This window comes from Pseudoalteromonas sp. 3D05 (assembly GCF_002723455.1).
Taxonomy (GTDB): domain Bacteria; phylum Pseudomonadota; class Gammaproteobacteria; order Enterobacterales; family Alteromonadaceae; genus Pseudoalteromonas.
In genome coordinates this window covers 152,623-173,053 of record NZ_PDUS01000008.1, presented here as the reverse complement: position 1 = coordinate 173,053, position 20,431 = coordinate 152,623, and the positions used below count along the sequence as shown (strand labels likewise).

Here is a 20,431-nt window from a genome sequence, read left to right as displayed (position 1 = left end):
ACCTTTGACCTTTGACCTTTTTACCCAACAGCTAACCATATCCCTACTGCTATCATTAGGCTGCCAGCGATTGCGTTCATAAATTTTACATTATCGCCGCGACTTAAAAATATGCGTAAGCTTTTACCGCCAGTTGCATATGCCATCATACATACAAATTCACTAACAAGTATTACGGTAACTAAAATACTCAGTTGAGGTGCAATAGCATAGTCAATATTAATAAAAGGGGGCAGTAACGAAATCATAAAAGCCCAGCCCTTTGGGTTAGCTATAGCGGTTACTAAGCCTTGGCTAAATAATTCTTTACGGCTAACTTTACTCTTTTGTTGATCATTTAAATCGAGCTTAGCTTTGTCTCGCCACATAGTTATACCTATAAAGACTAGATATGCACCACCAACCCATTTTAAGATTGCAAATGCTTGTGGGTAATTAAGCATAACATTTGCTACGCCTAATACTGCAGCAATAGCTACTAAAGCTACTCCAAGTAACTCACCTATCATCATCCACATGGTTCGTCTTACGCCAATACTCATGCCGAGTGTCATTGCAAGTGTCATACACATACCTGGTGTGTATGATACAAAAAAGAATGTAGGTATAAATACCGCCAGTATTGCTAAATCAAACATCAAATTACTCATTGCAGATTATCAGGCTTAAACAATATCAAGAACTTACTCTCTTGAACAAGAAATCACGTATGTTTATAAGGATAAATAAAAATTTAATGCGTAACAGTTATAATTAAGTTTATGTTGAATGGTATTTTGAATATATTTTTGCTTTGTGCGGTGCTTTGAATTAGGATCGATTTAGTTTAAAACCAAGAACTAATGGCCTGTGTCTAGATTATTAATTTTACTTACTGCTATATTCTTCAGTTATTCAATCAAAGCTGTAGAAGTAACCGATCTGTATCAAGATATACTCAAAGTTGAAGATAAATCCCGAGATGCGCGCTTATCAGCAAGCCGTGCTGCACTCTTGAATGTTTTGGTGAAGGTCAGTGGTGATCCAAATGCTGATCAAAACGCACTTGCAAAACAACGTAGTAAAGATATATCTGACTACATGCTTAAGTTTGAATATGATGAAAAAGCGGATGGGACGCTTAAATTAGTTGTTAAATTTGAAGCAAATAAGATCAACGCATTAATCAAAGAGTTAAATTTACCACTATGGGGAACTCGTCGTCCCTTAGTGGCTATTTGGTTAGCAATTGAAGATAACTGGCGTAGAGAGCTCGTTACACAAGAGAGCTATCCACAATTAGAGCAACTTATTTACGACACTGCTGCGCGAAGAGGTTTGCCGGTTGTTGTGCCCTTACTTGACCTTCAAGATAGAGCTATTGTTGGTATTCCTGAGGTGTGGGGGAATTTCTCTGAGCCTGTAGAGCAGGCATCAAGCCGATACACAGCAGAAAGAAGTATTACCGCTAGACTTTACAAGCCTGAGAGTAATGATAATTGGGTGCTTGATTGGCGTTTTACAAATGATGATTTATTTGAAGCTAATCGCTTAACAGGGGATAAGCAGCAAACTATCGCATTGATGATTGATACCTTAGCCGCAGGATTAGCTGCGGAATATGCTGTTGATCCTAGCTCAGTAAATAGCTTAACGAGAGCTCTCTTTAAACTTAAGGGAACACAGAGCTTTGTTGACATTGAGTTAGCAAAACGACGTTTGGAGAGCTTAAGTGTTGTAACTGATTTAGTTATTCGCTCTAGGGATAAAGAAACAATCTATTTTGAAGTTAGCCATACCGGTTCTGTTAAAGATTTTAAAAAAGCGCTAGAGCTTGATCGTGCTTTTGAAGCATTTGTTGATCCGCGTGCTTTTTATCATATTACCTCACAAAACAATCTTGAATATATCTGGGTTGGTAAATAATGAAGGCAGTTGAGCCAGTGCAAATGGCACTGCCAGTTACGCTGCCAGATGATGAAACATTTGCCTCATATTTTGGTGGTGAAAACTCACTTGAGGTTAGTCATCTTAAAAGTGCGTTCAATACTTTAGCAACTTCTTTCCAATACACATATCTCTGTGGTCTGGGTGATTCTGGTAAATCACACTTACTTTATGCTACCTGTATTCATGCTCAGGAGCGAGGTTTGTCAACCATGCTTCTATCTATGCGTGAAGTAATTGATTTTGGTCCGATTGTACTTGAGGGTCTCGAATCGCTCGATGTGTTGTGCATAGATGATGTTCATTTAGTTGCAGGCAATGATGCTTGGGAAAAAGCACTATTTAATTTTTTCAATCGTTTTAGTGAACCGAAAAAATGCCTAGTTGTCACTGCAGATTTATTGCCTGATATGCTTAATATTACACTTCCAGATTTAGTGTCGCGATTAAAGTGGGGTACCACTTTTCAAATTCGCTCTATGAGTGATGATGATAAAGCTGAAGCCTTAGTTAAGCGCGCAAACATGCGGGGGCTTGAACTTACTGATGAGTGTGCTCGCTTTTTATTAACTCGCTTAAGCCGTGACATGAGAGCGCTATTAGATGTGCTGGATAAGCTCGACCATGCTTCCATGGCCGCGCAGCGAAAACTCACTATTCCCTTTATAAAATCTGCATTAAAGCTTTAAATAGTAATTTCCTCGCTATTCAAGGCAAGTTAATCAGAAAGAATTCAATAAGATTAGTATAAAGCCTAGAATCTAGTCCTTGCTTTCAGTTATCATTAGTCAACAAAATTGTAATCACCTTCTGTGAAAGATCAGGTATCGAATGAACTTAGAAAATATATTAGCGCAAGCACTTGAGGCAGTTGCCAGTGCCAATGAAATCGCGCAGCTTGAAGATATCAGGGTTAATTATCTTGGTAAAAAGGGCGAAATCACCAGTTTATTAAAAACGCTTGGTAAAATTGCGCCTGAAGAGCGTAAAGAAGCCGGCCAAGTTATCAATCAAGCAAAGCAAGATGTACAAGCCGCTATTAACGAAAAGCGTGAGTTACTTGCCAGTAAAGCACTTGAAGAAAAACTAGCCGCAGAAACAATTGATGTAACACTACCTGGGCGCGTTATGCCTACGGGTGGCCTTCACCCAGTAACACGTACAATTGAGCGTATTGAAAGCTTTTTTGGTGAACTTGGTTTTGAAGTTAAGTCAGGCCCTGAAGTTGAAGATGATTTTCATAACTTTGACGCGCTAAATATCCCTGAGCATCATCCAGCGCGTGCTGATCACGATACCTTCTATTTCAATCCAAAGCTTGTGTTGCGCACCCAAACAAGTGGTGTACAAATACGTACCATGGAAACTGAGCAGCCACCGCTGAGAATTATTTCTCCGGGTCGTGTTTATCGTAATGATTATGACCAAACACACACACCTATGTTCCATCAGGTTGAAGGCCTAATGGTTGATACAGATGTGAGCTTCACAGAGCTTAAAGGTATTTTACACGACTTCTTACGTAACTTCTTTGAAGAAGATATGGAAATTCGTTTCCGCCCATCTTACTTCCCATTCACAGAGCCATCGGCTGAAGTCGATGTGATGGGTAAAAATGGGAAATGGTTAGAAGTATTAGGTTGTGGCATGGTTCACCCTAATGTACTTAAATCAGTGGGTATTGACCCTGAAAAATACACCGGCTTTGCCTTTGGTATGGGTGTAGAGCGTTTAACCATGTTGCGCTATGGCGTAAATGATTTACGTGCATTTTTCGAAAACGATTTAAAATTCCTGAACCAGTTCCGTTAAGAGTGAAGATATAAAATGAAATTTAGTGAAAAGTGGTTAAGAGAGTGGGTTAATCCTGCAATTGACACGCAGGCTCTTTCGGAACAGTTATCGATGGCTGGCCTTGAAGTTGATGCAGTAGAGCCAGCAGCTGCCGAGTTTAACGGTGTTGTGGTAGGTGAAGTGGTTGAATGTGGTCAACACCCTGATGCAGATAAACTACGTGTAACAAAAATTAATGTCGGCGGTGATGAGCTGCTTGATATTGTGTGTGGCGCGCCAAATTGTCGCCAAGGTATTAAAGTTGCAGTGGCAACTGTGGGTGCGGTGTTACCAGGTGATTTTAAAATTAAAAAAGCCAAACTTCGCGGTCAACCTTCTCACGGCATGTTGTGCGCGTTTGTTGAGCTAGGTATTAGCGAAGAAGGCGATGGCATTATGGAATTGCCATTAGATGCGCCTATAGGCACTGATTTACGTGAATATCTAGGCCTTGATGACAACATCATCGATGTTGACTTAACACCTAACCGTGGTGACTGCTTAGGTATAAAAGGGATTGCCCGTGAAGTCGGTGTGCTTAACAGTATTGATGTTAAAGCGTTAGAAATTCCAGCAGTGAAAGCCACAATTGACGATAAAGTATCAATCGAACTCGTTAATGAAGATGCTTGCCCGCGTTATTTAGGCCGCGTGATTAAAGGGATTAACCTTGATGCAGAAACGCCACTTTGGATGGTAGAGAAGCTACGTCGTAGTGGTATTCGTTCAATCGACCCTGTGGTTGATGTAACCAACTTTGTACTGCTTGAGCTAGGCCATCCAATGCATGCATTTGATTTAAATACAATTGAAGGCGGTATTAAAGTTCGCAGTGCAAACGCTGATGAAGAACTTGTTCTCCTTGATGGCAACACAGCAAAGTTAAATGAATCGACCTTAGTGATTGCCGATCATCATAAAGCGCTAGCTATTGCCGGAATTTTTGGTGGCGAGCAATCAGGTGTAACAGAGCAAACCTCTGATATTTTATTAGAAAGCGCGTTTTTCAACCCAGTTGCAATTGCAGGTCAAGCACGTAGCTACGGTCTGCATACAGATGCATCACACCGCTATGAGCGTGGTGTTGATTTTGCACTGCAACATGATGCCATGGAACGTGCGACAGCATTATTACTTGATATTGTAGGCGGTGAAGCAGGCCCCGTTGTTGAAGCCGTTGCTAAAGATAAATTACCAAAAGTAACAGAAGTACGCCTACGCCGTGAACGCCTAGACCGCGTAATCGGTCATCACATTGCTGATGAAAAAGTCACGGACATTCTTACGCGCCTAGGTCTTGATGTAAAAATTGTTGATGGTGTGTGGAGTGCAGATGTACCAAGCTACCGCTTTGATATTCGCATTGAAGAAGATTTAATTGAAGAAGTGGCACGTGTATTTGGTTACAACAGTATTCCAAATGTAGCACCGACAGCTAAATTGAAAATGACCACGCATAATGAAGCAACCATTGCCGTGAATAAATTTCGCAATGCACTTGTGACACGTGGTTATCAAGAAGCTATTACTTACAGTTTTGTTGATCCAAAAGCGCAAACAATTTTACACCCAGAGTGTGATGCACTTATCTTACCGCATCCGATCTCAAGTGATATGTCAGCAATGCGGGTAAGCTTAATGCCAGGATTGCTAGCATCATTGGTTTATAACCAAAACCGTCAGCAACCTCGCATTCGTTTATTCGAACATGGCCTTAAGTTCTTACGCGATGAAAATGCAGAGAATGGCGTAAACCAAGTGGCTGTTATGGGTGGCGTTATAACCGGTCTTGCACACGGCGAGCATTGGGTCGAAGAAAAACGTAATGTTGATTTTTATGATTTAAAAGGTGATGTTGAAGCATTACTTTCACTAACTAATGATATAAATCGTTTTGAGATCAAAGCAGAGCAGTCTGATGGTCTACACCCAGGCCAGTCTGCAGCTATTTACGTTGATGGCAAAAAAGTAGGTTTCTTTGGTGCTGTCCACCCTCAAGTTCAAAAGTCATTAGACATTAATAATGCAACTTATGTGTTTGAAGTAGAAATGTCGGCAATTGAAAAAAGAAATTTACCTGAAGCTGTAGGGGTATCTAAGTTCCCTTCAAACCGCCGCGACATCGCTATTTTAGTGGAAGAACAGGTGAAATCTGGCGACGTTTTATCAGTGATAGAAAAAGTTGGCGGAAATCAATTGGTTGACCTAAACTTATTCGATGTGTATAAGGGCAAAGGTATTGAGCCAAATTATAAGAGTTTGGCGATTGCTCTAACACTGCAGGCGGTTGATAGAACACTCGAAGAGAAAGATATCAATCAGGTAGTTGATAATGTGGTGGCCGCACTGGCCGAACAGTTTAATGCATCGTTGAGGGACTAGATATGGCGCTTACTAAAGCCGACATAGCTGAACACCTATTTGAAAAACTCGGGATCAATAAAAAAGATGCCAAAGATTTAGTTGAAGCGTTTTTTGAAGAAATCCGCTCAGCGCTTGAAAAAGGCGAGCAGGTTAAGCTCTCTGGATTTGGTAACTTTGATCTTCGTGATAAAAAAGAAAGGCCGGGACGTAACCCGAAAACAGGAGAAGATATTCCTATTTCGGCGCGTCGTGTAGTTACTTTCAGGCCGGGTCAGAAATTAAAGACTCGTGTTGAAGTAGGCACAAGCAAAGCAAAATAAAAACAGGCAGCGCAAGCTGCCTTTTTTTTTAATATTTAACTTTCATTTGTTTTACCGATAGTGCGATGATTTGTTCTAGCACGTTTAAATCGATGTTGTTTAAATTACTAATATAAAGGCAACTCTTCCCTGTTTTATGCTTACCTAGTTTATTTAGTAGCGGTGCTATTTCATCACTCTCAAACCCGGGCATAATATAGATGGATAGTTTTGTCTTGCGCGGTGAAAAGCCAGTCAATGGCCATTCTCCACTTTGACCTGAATCGTATTTATATTGATAACACCCAAAGCCAATTATATCTTTTCCCCATACAAGCGCAGGTTCTTGCGTTATTTTTTCAAAAAGGGCAATTAACCTGTGTGTATCCTCTAAGCGCTTAGGATCTATATGTGCTAAACATTCTTCTAAAGTGATTTGATTTACTTGTGTTTTTAACGCCATTTTTATGCCCCAGACTACAAATATCTATTTAGCATAGAGACGGTACTGTGAATATTCAATGCAATATTGGTCACGATCGGTATAATGCGCGCAACTGGCCACTTTGGCCTTATTTAAAAGAGAGTTTATATGAGTTTTGATGGGTTAGGTTTATCACAGTCTTTAGTTAATGCAGTTTTAGAAAAGGGCTATGAAACGCCAACACCAATTCAGGCTCAGGCCATTCCTGCGATTATTGAAGGTCGCGATGTGATGGCTGCTGCGCAAACAGGTACAGGTAAAACAGCAGGTTTTACTTTACCGCTTATTGAGTCATTGTCGAAAGGACAAAAGGCTAAATCTAATCATGTACGAGCACTTATTTTGGCACCAACCCGTGAACTTGCATTACAAGTAAGTGAAAACGTTGAAGAGTATGCCAAGCATTCAGGTGTTAGCTCGTTTGTGGTTTATGGTGGTGTTAAAATTAACCCGCAGATGCAGCGTCTGCGTAAAGGTGTGGACATTTTAGTTGCCACACCTGGGCGTTTAATTGACTTACACAACCAAAATGCAGTTAAGTTCGACAATGTTGAAGTGCTGGTTTTAGATGAAGCTGACCGCATGTTAGATATGGGCTTTATTCATGACATTAAACGCTTAATAGCAAAAATGCCGGCAAAGCGCCAAAACTTAATGTTTTCAGCCACTTTTTCTGATGACATTCGTGCGTTGGCGAAAGGATTAATTAACGATCCTGTAGAAATATCTGTAGCTGCAAAAAATACGACTGCAAAAAGTGTGACGCAAAGTGTTTACGCCGTAGATAAAGCGCGTAAAACAGCGTTGCTGAGCCATTTAATTCGTAGTAACAATTGGCAGCAAGTATTGGTCTTTAGTCGTACTAAACATGGTGCTAATCGCTTAGTTAAGCAACTTGAGCGTGATGATATTGTTGGTGCAGCAATCCATGGTAACAAATCCCAAGGTGCTCGCGTGAAAGCACTTGAAGGTTTTAAAAGCGGTGAAGTCCGTGTACTTGTTGCAACAGATATTGTGGCACGAGGTTTAGATATTGTTGAGCTTCCACACGTTGTGAATTACGACTTACCTAATGTATATGAAGATTATGTTCACCGTATTGGTCGCACAGGTCGTGCAGGTGCATCTGGTCACGCTATTTCATTTGTAACAACGGAAGATGCGGTAGATTTATATGGTATTGAACGTTTTATTGGAGAGCTAATCCCACGTGCTCAAGTGGAAGGCTTTGAACCAAGTAACCCTGTTCCTGAGCGTGCTCTCGATGCACGCCCGCTGCCAGCTAAAAAAGCAAAGAAAAAGCAGCCATTTAATAAACCTAAATCAGACAGCAGTAAACCGAACAGCAAAAAGTCTAATAATGGTGGCAATGGTACTGGACCACGCCGTGGTGGCTCTAAAAAGCCTGCTGCTAAAGGTGAGGGAGAGCAACAAAATCCATGGGCAAAACGTCAGTCCGTTGGTGGTAACTCACAGCGCCGTCGTAGTCCAAGTAATAGTGGCTCTCAGGGAAACGCTTAACTAATACATAACGCGCCTTAATGGCGCGTTTTTATTGTGTAGTTAATAAGTTAATAGTTAAACCGATAAATAGTGTCACTGTCACACTTAACAAAGTACCTAGCATTACATATTCAGTGAGTTGTTTTTCTTCACTGGCACGTAAATCACCAAAACGAAAAATAGATTTTGCCGCTAGTAAAAAGCCAACACCGGTATACTCACCTAATAAAATAAATGTCAGCATTAAAACTCGCTCTAATATACCTATACTATGCCCAGCAGCCGGAATGCTGCCTGATGTAGAAAAGCCATTGGTGATACGCTCAAGTGCCATGCGAATAAATACTGAACTTGGGTTAAGCACTAATAAATAGCCTGTGAGTGTAATTAAATTATTAAGGGTAATAAGCTGCTTTACTAGTTGGTTGTAAAAGTCGTGATTATCAGCAAGCCACACCGCGACTATGACAATCACAATCAAGTGAGCACATTGATCGAGTACAAAAGGGATCACCCCTTTATTTGAGTACGATTTGGCAATATCAATAAAATAATGGGTAATTGCAATCACCACGGTCGCAACTGCTATGTTCAACCCGTCCCCCCAACCATAGTGGTATTCCCATAAAGTAATAACGAGGGCGCTGACTAGGCAGTGCATTAAAACATGTAAGTAAAGCTTACTCGCTCTAAAGTGCCGAGTGTTTCTATCATCTACCCAACTCATAGGTTGCAAGTAAAAATCGGCAAGTAAATGAGCAATAACAAGACCTGTTAATAATAAATAAAAGCTCATTTTGTCACTCCTTTGAGCTGTTGCTCGATAGCATGTTTGCTGTAATTCAAAAAGCGCTCTATAAGTTGGTAATGTGCTAAATTAAGTAACTTTGTCACATTTTCACGACTGGTTTTAAGCTCCTTGGCAAGCTCGCTATGGCTGTTATTTTGCGAGGTTAAATAGTAGAACAACGCATTAGCTTGCTTTTGGCTAATTTTATCGAGCAGTACATCAATTAAATCTATGTTAAGTGCGAAGCTTGTTTCGATCGGGTTATGCTCGATTTGCAATATTAACAGTTGGTTCATTGTATCTAACCCTTGGCCTGAGAGTGTATACGCTGAGCCTGTGGCTGTTTTTATATCAGCGCGAGGGTTATCAAGCCCTCCAACAGCAAGGCTTTGGCGTAATGAATAATTGGCTGATTTTAGCTGTAAGTAGAGCAATACGGCTGCACTGCACACATCAGTTGGATCAGGCAATTGTATTTGTAGGGCATCACCGCGATAAATACTAAATTGGCCATTAAATTTGTTTGTAATAAAACGTAAGCTTTGATCTAGCTGGTAAAGCATATCATCGTATTGATGTTGCGGAATTTTTTGTGACTTGATCAAATCGCCAGTAATGACTGCAATCATTATTCTCACCTAGCTAATGTAACCTATATCAGTTACTTTTTGTTATGTAACCAAATTCGGTTACTTGTCAATAAGTAACCAATCTAGGTTACTTTTAGCTTTTTTTCAAGTTAACTATGCTACATTGTTCAAAACTTAATTGAAGAGCCTATTATGTCGCAATCATCAGAGTCGTTAGTTAAATCGCAGATAGCTTCAAAACCCAGAGTGGGAATATTTGTCGACGTGCAAAATATATATTACACCTGCCGACAAAGTTATGGCAAAAATTTTGATTACAATGCTTTTTGGGCACACGTGAGTGAACGTTACGACATTGAGTGCGCCTTTGCTTACGCTATTTATCGAGGTGATGATAAGCAATCACAATTTCAAAATATCTTGCGGGCAATTGGTTTTGAGGTAAAGCTTAAACCGTTTATTCAGCGTAAAGATGGCAGTGCTAAAGGTGATTGGGACGTAGGCATCACTATCGATATGCTTGAGCATGGAAAAAAACTTGATCGTGTTATTTTACTCTCTGGTGATGGTGATTTTGCGCTATTACTGGGTCATTTGGAGCATAAATATAATGTTCCCGCTGATGTATATGGCGCAGATAAATTAACTGCTGATGCGTTAAAGCAAAGTGCTGAGCATTTTTACTGTATCGATCACTCATTATTACTATAAAAAAGCTATGCGAACGTGATGCAAAAAAAGTTTGTCTCCATGTTAATAATGTTTGACATTAAAGCTGTGTGCTCCTATAGTAAATCATGTTAATTATATTTAACATGAAGGTCGTTATTCTTTACACTAGGAGCAAAAAATGAGTTACACACAAAAAACAAGGTTATTAGAAGCAGTGATTACGCTAGTTTTGCTGTTTAATTATTTACAAGGCGTGCTATCGATGACCCCTGAGGCACAAATGAATCCAACACTTGCCAGTGGCTTACTAATTGAGTTGGCGATTCAGACGGTCGTGATGCTGGTAATTATGCATAGTATTTTAGCTGCGTTTAACACAAAATACGCTAACCAGCCTAGAGATGAACGTGAGCAAGCAATTGCCTTGAAAGCTAAAAGTGTGAGCTTATTTATTTTACAGCTGGGTGTTGTTAATGCTGTTTTTGCCCTACTAGTTGACTCAGTTTACCCAATACCAATGAGCCCAGTACATCAGTTAGTTATTGCTGCTTTATTGAGTGAGGTGATTGGCGCTGCAGTTGAAGCATGGTTACTGCACAGAGGTTAAAATGGCAAAATTAGCAATCACAAATACAATTAGAACCCAACGATTTCACCATAATGAGATGACTCAGCAGCAGTTGGCTGATCTCGTAGGCGTAACGCGCCAGACTATTGCGGCAATAGAAGCGGCTAGGTATTCTCCATCATTGGAAGTGGCATTTAAAATTGCAGCGGTATTTGGTCAACCACTGGAAAATATATTTCAATACGAGGCATAAAAGTTTACTATTTTATTAATGATTCATTATTAGTAAATGCATAGACTGTTTACTCTAATCTGCAATGAATTGGATTTCATGTATACATATAAGGTACTGCTCGGGCGTGAGTTGGCAGTACCGAACCCGAAAAAGTATTTTTCTCTTTTATTAAATATTTATTTATTTCAGATGATTACGATTAAATATAAAAGATATATGAATTTTTATAAAAAATGTAATGACAACGCTGTCATTTGTTGTGTAACATTAATTCAACATGGGTTGAGGGTAAATCGCATTCGTATAATAAAAAAAGTGCGATTAATACAAATATAAAACGAAGGGTAGAGGTCGTTAGATGATGTCTAAAAGTGCGAATGAGGACCAATTGTTTATTGGTATCGATGGTGGCGGAACAAAGTGCCGTGCAACTATATACTCAGCTAAAAACGGTGTATTAGGAACTGGTCTTGGTGGCCCCGCGAATCCACTACATGGTTTAGAACGCACGTTAGAGTCAATTATGGTGTCAACTCAACTTGCAATGCGCGATGCAGGTCTTCCGCTAGAAAGTATTCACCAAATTTATGCTGGCTTAGGGTTAGCTGGTGTTAATCTTCCATCCTTATACGAAAAAATTAACGAGTGGGAACATCCTTTCAAACAAATGTTCTTAACAACAGATTTGCATACGGCATGTATTGGCGCACATGATGGAGATGACGGTGCTGTAATAATCACTGGTACCGGTTCTTGTGGTTTTTCCCATGTTAATGGTGAGTCTGTTAATTATGGCGGTCATGGGTTTGCTTTGGGTGATAAGGGCAGTGGTGCGTGGATGGGACTCGAAGCAGTCAAAGCTGTATTGGTTGATTTAGACGGCTTAGGTTCGAAAACCGCGTTAACTAATGTTGTAAAAGATCACTTTAATACTGCTTGTGCTATGGGCATTGCCGAGCAAATGGCTGGGCAACCTTCAAGTAGTTTTGCAAAACTGGCACGATACGTTTTTGATGCCGCAAGAAAAAATGATGAAATTGCACTTAATATTGTCAAAGAGGGTGCTGACTATATTAGTTCATTGGCTAAACGTTTACTTGAAAACAATCCCCCAAGATTATCAATGATTGGTGGTCTTGCTGAACCTCTAAATGAATGGTTAGACCCCGCGGTTGCGAAGCTTGTTGAGGCACCTATTCAACCTCCTGAAATGGGGGCAATCTATTTTGCTCAGCAGGCTGTTTTAGAGCAAAATCAAAAGGTAGGTGTGTAATGAAAACATTTTATCATGCAGAGTGTTTATTTACGGGTGAAAATTTTATTGATGATGCGCTTTTTAGTGTTGAGCAAGGTGTATTTCGATTAGAAGATGCAGTTAGCACCGAGGCTATTGAACTAGAAGGTTTAGTTGCGCCAGGTTTTATTGATGTGCAAGTCAATGGCGGCGGAGGGGCTTTTTTTAATGCTGACCAAACACCAGATTGTTTAGATAAAATAGCCAAAGCCCACGGCCAATTTGGTAGTACCGCCTTAATGCCAACACTTATTACTGATAAAGTTGAAATAATGCAAGCGGCAGCGGATGCAACAGCTAAAGCGATAAGCGAAGGTGTCCCAGGTGTCTTGGGAATTCATTTTGAAGGTCCACATTTATCTTTTCCTAAAAAAGGCACGCACAGTGAGCAGTTTATTCGCCCAATCAGCGAACAAGAGTTTGCAATTTATGCTCGACAAGACCTAGGTATTAAAATGGTGACGCTAGCACCTGAAAATGTCAGCATTGCTGATATTGAGCGTTTGGTTGAGTGCGGTGTAAAAGTATCTATAGGTCATACTAACGCTGACTATTCTACTACCATGGCTGCATTAAATGCAGGGGCTGATGGATTTACTCACTTGTATAACGCAATGTCTGCATTTACGTCTCGTGAACCTGGTGTTGTTGGTGCTGCGCTTTGGCATGACAACAGCTGGTGTGGATTAATTGTTGACGGTCACCACGTTCACCCATTATCAGCTCAGCTTGCAATTAGAACAAAGCAGCGCGGAAAAATAATGTTAGTTACCGATGCAATGCCGCCTGTAGGTACTGACGATATGGAATTTGACTTTTTTGATGGCCGAAAAGTCATCAGAACAGGCGATAGATTGAATTCGAGTACAGGCGAACTTGCTGGCAGTGTACTTGATATGGCAAGTGCTGTAAGAAACACTGTTAATTCTTTAGATGTTAGTCTCGCTGAAAGTTTAAGGATGGCGTCTCTTTATCCCGCACAGTACCTAGCCCTTAAGAAAAAAGGACGCTTACTTGATGGTTTTGATGCAGACTTTGTAGTGCTTGATGAGCACCAATATGTCAAAGCCACTTATATTGCTGGTAAAGCAATTTAACATTTCCCTGGAAAAAACCCCGCCGTTGTATCGCGGGGATTTTTTGTTTTAAAAGTAGGTAAATTATGACAACACAAACACCAACAAAACCAGCCAAAAAGCGTTTAGCATCATTGGATGCACTTCGTGGTATGGACATGTTTTGGATTTTAGGCGGGCAATCTATTTTCGCCGCTTTATTTGTGCTTACAGGCTGGACTGGCTGGAAAGTATTTGAGGCCCATACATTACACAGTGCGTGGCATGGTTTTACATTTTACGATTTGATTTTTCCGTTATTTATCTTTTTGTCAGGTGTCGCTATGGGTCTTGCCCCAAAGCGGATTGATCATTTGCCATGGAGCGAACGAAAGGTCTTTTACAGAAAAGCGATTAAACGGTTATTTTTACTTTGTGCATTAGGTGTCATGTACAACCACGGGTGGGGCACCGGTATTCCTTTGGCACTGGATGAAATTCGCTATGCAAGTGTACTGGGACGAATTGCAATCGCTTGGTTCTTTTGTGCAATGTTGGTCTGGCATACCAGCTTACGTACGCAGGCATATACTGCTGCAGGTCTATTGCTAGGTTACTGGGTTCTAATGAGCTTTATTCCAGTTCCTGGTGGCAGTGCGGGCGATTTAAGCGCAGCAGGTAGCTGGAATGCATGGTTTGATAAGTACTTATTACCGGGCATCAGCTATCAAAATAGAGCGGTAGACCCTGAAGGCGTGCTTTCAAGTATTCCAGCGATTGTTAATGCAATGATAGGGGTGTTTGCTGGACAGCTTATTGCTAAAGCGAGCAAGCTAGGTGAGTGGAAAGTAGCGGGTATTTTATTTTCCAGTGGTGTTTTGAGTGTGTGCCTTGGCTGGCTCTGGGATTTACAGTTTCCGGTTAATAAAGAGCTTTGGACGAGTTCATTTGTTTTAGTCACTGTGGGCTGGAGTGCTATTTTACTCGCTATTTTTTATGCCTTGGTTGATATTTTAAATGGACAAAAACTAGCTTACCCATTCGTTATAATTGGCGCAAACTCCATTATCATTTATCTAGCGTCTAGCTTGGTGAACTGGGAATATATTAGTTTGAGCGTATTTGGCGGCTTCATTGCAGCAGTGAGCTCTAACTGGCAGCCATTACTTGCAGTGGTTGCGTTACTACTGGTTCAAATGCTTGTATTACATTGGATGTATAAACGAAAAATCTTTGTCAGCGTATAACGTTTTATAGCTGGGAACAAAAAATGTAATTTTTTTATTCACTTTTACTTTACAAAACGTAGCTAAATGGTAATAATGACAGCGTTGTCATAATGGTATTAACCTAGACTGATGTATCCCAGTTAGGTTTGATCTAAGGCCCAATTCGATTGCACGTGGAGTTGGGTTTTAGATCCCATTTTTTCATCAACTAATTAAACTGAGCAAACTAAATATGCAAATAGTCATTTTAAATGATGCGGCAGCCGTAGCGGCGTATGGCGCAAATATCTTCGCAAAACAATTAGAAAAAAAGCCTACTTCAGTGCTCGGTTTAGCGACGGGTTCAACGCCTGTTGCTTTATACCAAGAATTAATCAATAAGAATAAAGCTGGAGAAATTTCATTTTCTCGTGCTACGACCTTTAACCTTGATGAATACTTAGGCCTCACAGGCGAGCATCCTCAAAGCTATCGTTACTTCATGAATGAGCAACTGTTTAATCATGTTGATATCAATAAAGATAATACCTTTGTGCCTCCCGGCGATGCCCAAAACCCAATTGAGGCATGTCATGAGTATGAAACAAAGATTTGCGATGCTGGTGGTGTTGACGTACAGCTGCTAGGTATTGGGCGTAATGGCCATATTGGGTTTAATGAGCCATCGTCTGGCTTAACCTCTCGTACTCGTGTTAAAACACTGACTAAGGCCACGATTGAAGACAATGCACGCTTTTTTAAAGCCGATGAATATCAACCTCATTTATCTATTACTATGGGCATTGGCACAATTTTAGAAGCGAAAAAAGTGGTGTTATTGGCTACAGGTGAAAATAAAGCCGATGCGGTACATGCTATGGTAGAAGGCCCTTTAATGGCTAAATGTCCAGCATCAGCACTGCAGCTTCATCGGGATGCAGTGATAGTTATCGATAAAGCAGCGGCAAGTAAATTAGACGATTTAGAATTCTATCAGCATATTGAAGCTGAAAATCAAAAATTACAGACTAAACTAGCTACCCTGTAATTAGAACAAAATTTATTGTGTGTTCAAAAAAGCCCTATGGGCTTTTTTTTTGCCTATTTTTTGTCGATTTATCAATTGGGTTTAATGTGTTGATATGTTAATTTTAGCCATCTAAACATCAAAAAGGGCGAGTATGCTAAATTACAGCGATATGGCATTAGACCGAGCATCAAATTTGCGAAAGGACCCAGTATGGTTATCAGCGCAGAATAATAATCAAGCGCGATGGTTATTGGTGCATAACAACCGTACCTTGTTTGACCAAAATAGCGTAACCGTTACTTTTTTATCAGCACAAAGTGTCAATCACCTTGATTTAAACAAAGGTATTTTCTTAGGACTTGATAAACAAAATATTAGTTATTTCGCGTTAGATGTTAGCGAGCTAGATGAAGCACATTTATTAAATATAACTGAAGGCGCTGAGTTTGTAGATATTCGCCGTTATGGTGCCCAAGTTGACTTACAGTGTGGCTCGGTGGCAGCACTAGCGCGGGGGCTATGCTATTGGCACGCGACCCATAAATTTTGTGGGAGATGTGGTTCAAGTAATAAGTTAATTGAAGCGGGGCACTCCCGCTTGTGCACAAACCCAGAGTGTAAACATCAAACGTTCCCGCGAACAGATCCGGCGGTGATCATGGTAGTAACACGCACATTTTCAGATGGTGTTGATCGCTGTTTGTTAGGTCGTCAAGCTACTTGGGCGCCTGGCATGTTTTCATCTTTAGCTGGTTTTGTAGATCCAGGTGAAACATTAGAGCAAGCAGTTGCGCGTGAGGTAATGGAAGAGGCCGGCATTGTTGTTAGCAATGTACATTATATAGCCTCTCAACCATGGCCATTTCCGTCATCAATTATGCTGGGTTTCATAGCCGAGGCAGAAACAGAACATATTCAAGTTGATAAAGATGAGCTAGAGGATGCAAAGTGGTTCAGTCGCGAAGAAATAAGGCAATTTGGTAACTGGCATGAAGAAGGTGAGCACTTAAAGTTACCTCGAACAGATTCTATTTCTCGCTACTTAATAAACCATTGGCTTGAGCAAAAAGATTAAATCTAAGGATTCGTAATGACTAGAAAAACCAACGTAAACACACAATTAGTCAGTAGTGGTAGAAAAAAAGCTTATACGCATGGTGTTGTAAATCCTGTAGTGCAACGTGCATCTACCGTTGTGTTTGATTCAGTTGAAGAATTACAAAATGCGGCAAAGAAACGCGGCGATAAAACGCTTTTTTATGGACGTCGGGGCACCACAACGCATTTTGCACTTCAAGAGGCAATCACTGAACTCGAAGGAGGCGAAGGATGCGCGCTTTACCCATGCGGTGCGGCTGCTATCAGCAGTACATTACTTGCGTTTTTAAAAGCGGGTGATCATATTTTAATGGTCGATACCGCTTATGAACCAACGCGCGACTTTTGCGATAAAATATTAACTGGTTTTGGTGTTGAAACAACTTATTACCCTGCGACTATCGGTGCAGGTATTAAATCATTAATTAAAGACAATACAAAAGTGCTTTTTTTAGAGTCGCCTGGCTCTATTACCATGGAAATTCAGGACGTGCCTGCAATGGTTGCTGTTGCAAATGAGTGCGGTGTAATGACGATGCTTGATAATACTTATGGTAACGGCTTACATTACCGCCCATTAGAACATGGCGTTGATATTAGTATCCAAGCTGCAACTAAATACATTGTGGGTCATTCAGATGTCATGATGGGCGTAGCGGTTGCGAACAAAAAGTATTGGTCTACGTTACGAGAACAATCATATTTATTGGGCCAATGCACCTCCGCCGATGACGCTTATTTAGCACTACGTGGTCTCAGAACGATGGCTGTTCGTTTAAATCAACATGAAAAAGCAGCTATTGAGGTCGCAAAATGGTTAGAGCAACACCATTTAGTGGATCATATCCGCCACCCAGCCTTTGAAACGTGCCCAGGGCATGCCTTCTTTAAACGTGATTTTGATGGAAGCAATGGTTTATTTTCTTTTGTAATGAAAGAAGGTAATCAGCGCGCAATCAATGCTTTTTTAGATAGCTTACATCATTTCAAAATGGGATTCTCATGGGGCGGATTTGAAAGTTTAGTAACAGCTAACTTAACAATGAAAAGCCTGCGCACGGCATCTGGATGGGATAAAGGGCCCGTTATTCGCTTACATATAGGCCTTGAAGATGTTGAAGATTTAATTGCGGACTTAGCTAGAGCACTTGATGTCTATCAACAACATCTTTAAATGTAAGTATGTTACATTTTAATTTATTGTTACAAAGCTCACTTAAAGTGGGCTTTTTTTTGCTAGTAATTCAACACGTTTGCACTTAATGTGGGTGTATTGAGATCTTAAAAAGGAAAACTTGTGACACAATTACATCCTCAGCGATTAATGAAAATTGCACAGTTTGAACTTGTTCGATTATTTTTGACAAAGCGTGGCTTATTAGCCGTGGCTGCGTTTACTATATGTTGGCTATTAATTTTACGTTACCCCGTTGGGCAAGCGGTGACCATTGTCAGCTCGCCTGAACTCGCTGAACTTGCTAAGCAAGTATTTGGAGCTATTGGGCTAAGTAAATTACTTCAATGGCCTGAAGCGGAACTGGCTATGTATTGGTTAATCGCTTTATATAGTTTTCCGTTATTTTGTTTATTTTTATGTAGTGACCAAATTGTTGGAGATAAACATCGTGGAACATTACGATTCTTAACGCTAAGAGCAACCCGCTCCGAAATATTATTGGGTCGTTTTATCGGGCAAGTGCTTATTTTAGCTGCACTCTTAGCAGTCACATTGTTTGCAACATTGGCTGTCATGGCGTTTCGTGATGTTGCCTTGCTTGGTGGCGGGATAAACCGTGGTGCAATCATATTTTTTTATTTGCTAATTACAGTTATGCCATTTGTAGCTTTGATGACTCTAATTAATACGTTCGCAAGTTCAGCGCGGTTAGCAATTGTATTAGCCGTGCTGTTTTTTGCTGTAGGTAACATTATGGTGGGAATTCTAACATGGCAAGTGCCTATGTTTGCTTTGCTTGATTATATATTCCCAGGGGTTCAAATAAACCAAGTCGCGGGTCAGAATTCGACTTTATTTAGTAGCTTAGGTATTCCCGTAATACATAGTGTTGTGCTGTTGTTTATCGCTCAACGTATTTTTGTTAGGAGTTCACTATGAGCACATTGATACACGCGCAAGCGATAACAAAGCGCTACGGCAGTAAACTCGCACTCGATGACGTTAGTTTCGAAATACAACAAGGGGCACCCGTTGCCTTAGTGGGTCCCAATGGAGCGGGGAAAACAACATTATTTAGTTTGTTATGTGGCTATATTTTACCCTCACAAGGCCAATTAAGTATTCTGGGCAGCAAACCTGGCAGTAACGCATTATTCGGTAAGTTAAGTGCTTTACCGCAAGACGCTCAGCTAGACCCACGTTTTAGTATTGTGCATCAACTTAGCTTTTACGGACAACTACAAGGCTTGTCTGCCGGTGCAAGTAAATCAGAAGCATTGCGAGTGCTTGATTTAGTTGGCTTGTCTGAAGTAGCTCACCAGCGTTCAGATGACTTGTCTCATGGCATGCGAAAGCGCGTAACCATAGGCCAATCACTCATTGGTAAGCCACAAATAGTGATGCTAGATGAGGCAACCGCCGGGCTTGATCCAATTCATGCTCGAGAAGTTAGAGAGCTTGTAGCCAACTTAAGTGATGAAGCGACCTTTATTCTCAGCTCCCATGATTTAACAGAGCTAGAGCGCTTATGTAACCATGTGTTACACCTCGATAAGGGTAAGCTGATAGAACATCAGGCAAAGCCGTCAGAGCTTCAAACAAAGCGCTTTATGACTATACTCTTTGCTGATAATTTGACAGACGTTGAACAAAGGTTACTTAGCTTACCGGGTGTGACCCGAGTCTATATGAGCCAAGCTAAAGAGTATGTGATTGAATACCAAAAATCTGATAAGCAAATTGATATCGAGTTACTTAACTTTTGTTATCAACAAGGTTGGCGCTACCGACAGTTGGTAAATGGTCATACCTTGGAAAACCAAATTTTTACACAGGAGAAAGCGTAATGGGTTTATTAAGTGGATTAATGGGCAATGCTAGCGAAGTCGATGATGACGATTTAGAAAAAGTTCTTAGTAATACATTGGTTGATGGAGAACAAGTTGAAAAAGCCTACAAAGTCGTTCGCGACATGTTTATCTTCACAAATAAGCGTCTAATTCTTATTGATAAACAAGGTGTGACAGGCTCAAAAATTGAAATGCTGAGTGTCGGCTATTCTAAAATAACTAAGTTTAGTAAAGAGAGTGCAGGGCATTTTGACTTAGATGCAGAGCTTAAAATTTGGGTTGGTTCAGATCCCACCCCAATTAGTAAAGATTTTAAAGCGGGCGATAATATTAATGAAGTTTACAAAATAATCGGCACATATGCATTGTAATTAGTTGAAACAAGTAACTATTTACCTTTTCTGATGCCAGCCTTTAAAGTAAGCTGGCATTTTTATATTTACATTTCCCTACAA

The 20,431-nt window shown here is 40.4% G+C and carries 22 protein-coding genes; 18 read left to right on the top strand and 4 right to left on the bottom strand.

Translation table 11 applies throughout. From position 1 onward, the window contains the following. Positions 1–20 precede the first annotated feature (20 nt). Positions 21–638: a LysE family translocator gene (locus tag CSC79_RS10605; RefSeq protein ID WP_099295779.1), complete on the bottom strand. Its 618-nt coding sequence runs from the start codon at positions 636–638 to the stop codon at positions 21–23. A gap of 211 nt (positions 639–849) precedes the next feature. Between CSC79_RS10605 and CSC79_RS10600 the strand changes: the two genes are divergently transcribed. The 5 genes from CSC79_RS10600 to ihfA all read left to right on the top strand — a co-directional run bounded on the left by CSC79_RS10600 (position 850) and on the right by ihfA (position 6,443). Beyond that, positions 850–1,905, top strand: coding sequence for a DUF2066 domain-containing protein (locus CSC79_RS10600; protein WP_099295778.1), 1,056 nt, complete (start codon positions 850–852; stop codon positions 1,903–1,905). Further along, complete coding sequence (gene hda / locus CSC79_RS10595) at positions 1,905–2,615, top strand: DnaA inactivator Hda (protein ID WP_099295777.1); 711 nt, start codon at positions 1,905–1,907, stop codon at positions 2,613–2,615. Before CSC79_RS10600 ends, hda begins: the two co-directional genes overlap by 1 nt. A gap of 142 nt (positions 2,616–2,757) precedes the next feature. Continuing rightward, complete coding sequence (pheS, locus tag CSC79_RS10590; RefSeq protein ID WP_099295776.1) at positions 2,758–3,738, top strand: phenylalanine--tRNA ligase subunit alpha; 981 nt, start codon at positions 2,758–2,760, stop codon at positions 3,736–3,738. 15 nt (positions 3,739–3,753) lie between these two features. After that, positions 3,754–6,141 (top strand): phenylalanine--tRNA ligase subunit beta, encoded by a 2,388-nt coding sequence (pheT, locus tag CSC79_RS10585; RefSeq protein WP_099295775.1) that lies wholly within the window; start codon positions 3,754–3,756, stop codon positions 6,139–6,141. A gap of 2 nt (positions 6,142–6,143) precedes the next feature. Continuing rightward, positions 6,144–6,443 carry an integration host factor subunit alpha gene (ihfA, locus tag CSC79_RS10580; RefSeq protein WP_002960690.1) on the top strand — a complete coding sequence of 100 codons (300 nt, stop codon included), beginning with the start codon at positions 6,144–6,146 and terminating at the stop codon, positions 6,441–6,443. A gap of 28 nt (positions 6,444–6,471) precedes the next feature. Here ihfA and CSC79_RS10575 read toward each other — a convergent pair whose 3' ends face one another. Continuing rightward, the gene (locus tag CSC79_RS10575; protein WP_099295774.1) at positions 6,472–6,885 is read right to left on the bottom strand and encodes a DUF1801 domain-containing protein; all 414 of its coding nucleotides are present in this window, start codon (positions 6,883–6,885) and stop codon (positions 6,472–6,474) included. A 129-nt stretch (positions 6,886–7,014) separates the two neighbouring features. Between CSC79_RS10575 and CSC79_RS10570 the strand changes: the two genes are divergently transcribed. Next, the gene (locus tag CSC79_RS10570; RefSeq protein ID WP_099295773.1) at positions 7,015–8,427 is read left to right on the top strand and encodes a DEAD/DEAH box helicase; all 1,413 of its coding nucleotides are present in this window, start codon (positions 7,015–7,017) and stop codon (positions 8,425–8,427) included. A gap of 31 nt (positions 8,428–8,458) precedes the next feature. Here the strand turns inward: CSC79_RS10570 and CSC79_RS10565 are convergent, their stop codons facing one another. Together CSC79_RS10565 and CSC79_RS10560 are read right to left on the bottom strand one after the other, a co-directional pair. After that, entirely contained in the window at positions 8,459–9,205 is a 747-nt protein-coding gene (locus CSC79_RS10565) for a DUF3307 domain-containing protein (RefSeq protein ID WP_099295772.1), read from the bottom strand. Continuing rightward, positions 9,202–9,828 carry a hypothetical protein gene (locus CSC79_RS10560; protein WP_099295771.1) on the bottom strand — a complete coding sequence of 209 codons (627 nt, stop codon included), beginning with the start codon at positions 9,826–9,828 and terminating at the stop codon, positions 9,202–9,204. Before CSC79_RS10560 ends, CSC79_RS10565 begins: the two co-directional genes overlap by 4 nt. Positions 9,829–9,981: 153 nt before the next feature. Between CSC79_RS10560 and CSC79_RS10555 the strand changes: the two genes are divergently transcribed. The 12 genes from CSC79_RS10555 to CSC79_RS10500 all read left to right on the top strand — a co-directional run bounded on the left by CSC79_RS10555 (position 9,982) and on the right by CSC79_RS10500 (position 20,347). Next, on the top strand, positions 9,982–10,500 hold the full coding sequence (locus CSC79_RS10555; RefSeq protein ID WP_099295770.1) for an NYN domain-containing protein: 519 nt from the start codon (positions 9,982–9,984) through the stop codon (positions 10,498–10,500). A 139-nt stretch (positions 10,501–10,639) separates the two neighbouring features. Beyond that, on the top strand, positions 10,640–11,068 hold the full coding sequence (locus CSC79_RS10550) for a hypothetical protein (protein WP_099295769.1): 429 nt from the start codon (positions 10,640–10,642) through the stop codon (positions 11,066–11,068). Between the two features lies 1 nt (position 11,069). Then, positions 11,070–11,282, top strand: a complete 213-nt coding sequence (locus CSC79_RS10545; RefSeq protein ID WP_099295768.1) for a helix-turn-helix transcriptional regulator — start codon at positions 11,070–11,072, stop codon at positions 11,280–11,282. A gap of 340 nt (positions 11,283–11,622) precedes the next feature. Next, complete coding sequence (locus tag CSC79_RS10540; protein ID WP_099295767.1) at positions 11,623–12,537, top strand: BadF/BadG/BcrA/BcrD ATPase family protein; 915 nt, start codon at positions 11,623–11,625, stop codon at positions 12,535–12,537. Then, positions 12,537–13,655 (top strand): N-acetylglucosamine-6-phosphate deacetylase, encoded by a 1,119-nt coding sequence (nagA, locus tag CSC79_RS10535; protein WP_099295766.1) that lies wholly within the window; start codon positions 12,537–12,539, stop codon positions 13,653–13,655. Before CSC79_RS10540 ends, nagA begins: the two co-directional genes overlap by 1 nt. Positions 13,656–13,720: 65 nt before the next feature. Beyond that, complete coding sequence (locus CSC79_RS10530) at positions 13,721–14,860, top strand: DUF5009 domain-containing protein (RefSeq protein WP_099295765.1); 1,140 nt, start codon at positions 13,721–13,723, stop codon at positions 14,858–14,860. Positions 14,861–15,074: 214 nt separating this feature from the next. Continuing rightward, positions 15,075–15,869 carry a glucosamine-6-phosphate deaminase gene (gene nagB / locus CSC79_RS10525; protein WP_099295764.1) on the top strand — a complete coding sequence of 265 codons (795 nt, stop codon included), beginning with the start codon at positions 15,075–15,077 and terminating at the stop codon, positions 15,867–15,869. A 133-nt stretch (positions 15,870–16,002) separates the two neighbouring features. Then, the gene (nudC, locus tag CSC79_RS10520; protein ID WP_099295763.1) at positions 16,003–16,926 is read left to right on the top strand and encodes an NAD(+) diphosphatase; all 924 of its coding nucleotides are present in this window, start codon (positions 16,003–16,005) and stop codon (positions 16,924–16,926) included. Positions 16,927–16,941: 15 nt separating this feature from the next. Next, complete coding sequence (locus CSC79_RS10515; protein ID WP_099295762.1) at positions 16,942–18,123, top strand: cystathionine beta-lyase; 1,182 nt, start codon at positions 16,942–16,944, stop codon at positions 18,121–18,123. Between the two features lie 150 nt (positions 18,124–18,273). Next, entirely contained in the window at positions 18,274–19,065 is a 792-nt protein-coding gene (locus tag CSC79_RS10510; protein WP_099295790.1) for an ABC transporter permease subunit, read from the top strand. Further along, on the top strand, positions 19,062–19,973 hold the full coding sequence (locus CSC79_RS10505) for an ABC transporter ATP-binding protein (protein ID WP_099295761.1): 912 nt from the start codon (positions 19,062–19,064) through the stop codon (positions 19,971–19,973). The genes CSC79_RS10510 and CSC79_RS10505 overlap by 4 nt, the downstream gene beginning before the upstream one ends. Continuing rightward, entirely contained in the window at positions 19,973–20,347 is a 375-nt protein-coding gene (locus CSC79_RS10500) for a PH domain-containing protein (RefSeq protein WP_099295760.1), read from the top strand. The genes CSC79_RS10505 and CSC79_RS10500 overlap by 1 nt, the downstream gene beginning before the upstream one ends. The last annotated feature ends 84 nt before the right edge of the window (positions 20,348–20,431 follow it).